The organism is Okeania sp. SIO2B9, from assembly GCF_010672505.1.
In the GTDB taxonomy this organism is placed as follows: Bacteria; Cyanobacteriota; Cyanobacteriia; order Cyanobacteriales; family Microcoleaceae; genus Okeania; species Okeania hirsuta.
The window spans coordinates 1-3,423 of record NZ_JAAHGK010000854.1; the positions used below are offsets into that span (position 1 = coordinate 1).

Annotated in this window: 3 protein-coding genes; all 3 read right to left on the reverse strand. The window is 36.5% G+C overall.

Annotated elements, in window-relative coordinates:
- A partial coding sequence (locus F6K13_RS24500) for an RNA-guided endonuclease TnpB family protein (protein WP_287288648.1) occupies positions 1-772 on the reverse strand: 772 nt, incomplete at its 3' end.
- Positions 773-909: 137 nt separating this feature from the next.
- Positions 910-1,986 (reverse strand): glycoside hydrolase family 104 protein, encoded by a 1,077-nt coding sequence (locus tag F6K13_RS24505; RefSeq protein WP_124154927.1) that lies wholly within the window; start codon positions 1,984-1,986, stop codon positions 910-912.
- Between the two features lie 923 nt (positions 1,987-2,909).
- The coding region (locus F6K13_RS24510) for an ABC transporter substrate-binding protein (protein WP_287288650.1) at positions 2,910-3,423 on the reverse strand (514 nt) is incomplete at its 5' end.

Sequence of the window (3,423 nt, forward strand, 5' to 3'; positions counted from 1 at the left end):
TTTTCTCGGTCGCGATTGTTGCAACACGATCAACACCTTGGAAGAAGCTCTTTGGATCAACTTTCAAGAGCTTGTCGTTCCCGGTTGGGATCACGCGGCTGTAATCGGGGAAGGTCCCGTCGATCAGCTTGCTGGTCAGCACAACGCCGCCCTCGCCGCTCAGGGTGAAACGGATTTTACGATAAGGCTTGATGCTTGGAAAAACTTCACCAGTGCTTAGTGTTGCTAGTGTCTTAACGCCTAAATCTACACCTACAACTTCAGTATTTTTCGGTGTTACTGTTGGAGCAAATTCAAAAGCTAAACTAAGAAACCAATCACCAGCTTGTTTGCTAATGGTGATTTTTTGAGTTGTTGCTTCAATGGGTTCATAAGTTTTTACCCAACCAATAAAAGGTAATTTATGAGACCAACCATTAAGTTTTATTGGTTTTCCACAATTATCAATTGTGAAAGAATCAGACCTACCTTTCTTCTTAAACTTTGGATGTTTACCTAAACCTTGAAAAAACCTCTTAAATGCTTCACCTAAGTTGATGAAAGCATATTGGTACACCTTAGAAGATAAGCGTTTCATCCAAGGATAAAGTGGTTTAGTATGGTTAGTAAACACTTCTCTGAGTTTACGAGCATTAGGCTTGTAACCGTCCTGATAAGCAGCATTCCACAGACTCAAACCCCAATTGTAGCACCACCGTGAATAGCCAGCGTGTTGAGCCAAGAGCGTTTTCTGTCGATTATTTAATTTGAGTTTTGTTCTGATGGATTTCATTTATGGGTGAGTGCCACCTGCCTAAAAGTATGCTTAAATGCCGATTATATCGTTATTCTCGGATTAAGTCAATGCTCCCCATCCCCCCATCCCCCTATCACCCCATCTCCCCACCTTCTTCAAACGAATACTTCAAACTACATTTGAGATTCTTGTTCTGAAGATATCTCAGAGGGTTGATACCGAGCCAAGTTATTATTGTAAGTTCCTATAAGTTTAGGCATGAGCCGCTCAACTTCTGTAGGTGTTTCTCCAAATGAAGGCCAAACCATATATAACTTTCTAAAAGCTTCTTCAATTCTCCCTTGTTCAATGTCCTCCAGAGCATCTTTTTCTCGAATCAATTCTATCGCTACACGGTCTTGATAAGTAGGGCCAAAGTTCTTAGCACCTACCATAGGAGCATAGAGGTCCCAAGATGTACTCAGAAACTGATATCTACCTGCTGCATCAGAACAAAGTTTTTCGTTATTCCTATCAATGCCACATTTCATCTCTCTAGGGTGGTCTTCAAAGCCAGAGAAATGGTCGTTTGTGTATTGACGATAATAACCTTGAGGACCTGTGGTGCCTTCTGTTACAGCGATTGTATCGAGAAAAGCTCGTATTCTGGGTACATTTATTGGATAGGCCCAATTCTCAGTTGGCTCAATCTCAGGCATAATAGCTACTGTTTCTGGCCAATTTTCATCGCCAGCATTTGCGCCCCCACCCACTTCTTGAAATAGTTTTAAGATTGCCATAAGTAACACGAAAATAATTAATAAGGTAGAAGCTAGCTGGATGTTCAACAGTTTAAACCAATTTAAGGGCTGTTTCTGTATTTTCCGAGTAGTAGAATTATTTTCTGTTTTGTTTTTAGAGGGGGCTGATTTGTTGAAGTTTTTAATAGTAGGAGACAAGATCTTTTTTTGAGTATTAGGGAGTATACCGGTTTGCTGACCAAATTTTAGCAAAGAATTAATAGTTTCTAATCGTTTATTTCGATCTAATTCTCGATTATTAGAGCGAATACCCTGAATATTTGCAAAGGCTATAACATCTACTTGAGTTACTTTTTTTAGTGGCTTTTTGACAAATTTCAGGAACATTTGAGCTATATATAAATGAAATGATTTATTTATAGGAGGAATTTGTTGTAACCAGATATTGATTAATTCAATGTCTGAAATTGTTTGAGGTTTACTTCTTTTTTGTACTTGTTGTTTGTACATGGCACACCATCTGAATACTATAGAATTAAAGCTTAAAACTAATTATGCTAAGTCAGGAATATAGGGTTTCTCTAGAAGCATAAATTAAAGTTGTATTTTGACTCCCTATTGCTTATTGAAAAATGAACTGTTCGGTAAAATCTATAATTTTGTATCTTACTCCTTATGAAAATTGCTAGATGTTAAATAGTTAGATCAAATAGAAGGAAGGATATTGAGATGGAAATAGGGAACAAGGAGTAATAATTAAACAACTTCTCTCACCTAATACCCGAATACTTATCTAATAGTTTGATATTTGGTTATACCGAATTAACTTAACTATAAAAATATATTATTTGAGATTTAATTTAATTTACAGCTTGTTTCATATAAGTGAGCTACATCTTTGGCAGGCAAGATGCCCGCACTACAAAGACTTTATTTAAACCCCGTCCGATCGGGCGAGGTTTTCTTAAATATTTGTACTTCATATAGCACTAAATCTGCTGTATCTCTTTGTTTTTGGCAAGTTTTCTGTTCTGCTTAACTTCAAGTTCTCAGGCAACTCCTTTGCACAAATGAAAAGTAAGTGTGTAATTCTAAGGCATCCTTTCGGTGCGGAAATGCTACGCAAAAAGAATGTAAAGCGTACTCAATAAAGTTATACCAATCTCCTAAAAACAATGTTCTACTTATTGAACACTTCAATTATCAAATAATAAGTCAGGTTAAGTAATATTTTTAGCAATTATTTGTATGAGGTAAACATATCTTATTCGTTATTTATCTACTCCATCTTTACCATTAACAAATATTTATAACTGTATTTTCCTCCTGATTTAAGAATAGCGAATTTGATCTTATACTTAAGATAACTTCACCCAACCTATTCCTCCTTGAAGAAGGAGACAGGAGACAGGAGACAGGAGACAGGAGGAAAATTACATGGGGATTCTCACCCCAAGTAATTTTGAACACCGTGTAGACGGTGGGGTATTAAACCCACAAAGAAAATGATAACCAAAATTAAATAATTCAGGATGTAAAATTTCCGCTAAAATTTCTAAAGAATCGACTAATCTCGGCCCTGGACGATTAAAATAAGAATTACCATCTGTAATGTAAACTTTCCCCGATTTAACTACAGGTAAATCTTGCCATTCTGGACGATTAATTAACTCCATAGTATCTTGGCGAGTACGTTCTAAATCAAAACCACAAGGCATGAAAATTATAATATCTGGATTAGCAATTAATAACTCTTCCCATTTTAACCATGGAGAATGTTTTCCCACTACTCCAAATAATGAATTTCCCCCAGCTAACTTAACTAATTCTGGTATCCAATTTCCTGCTGCCATTAGCGGATTGCTCCACTCAATACAAGCTACTTTCGGAATTTCACTAACTGGTAAATTTTGAGTTTTTTCCGCGCAAGCTTTAACTCTATATTTT

Excerpts from the sequence above, each read along its gene's own strand:
- F6K13_RS24505 (WP_124154927.1), bottom strand. The coding sequence starts at position 1,986 with ATGTACAAACAACAAGTACAAAAAAGAAGTAAACCTCAAACAATTTCA.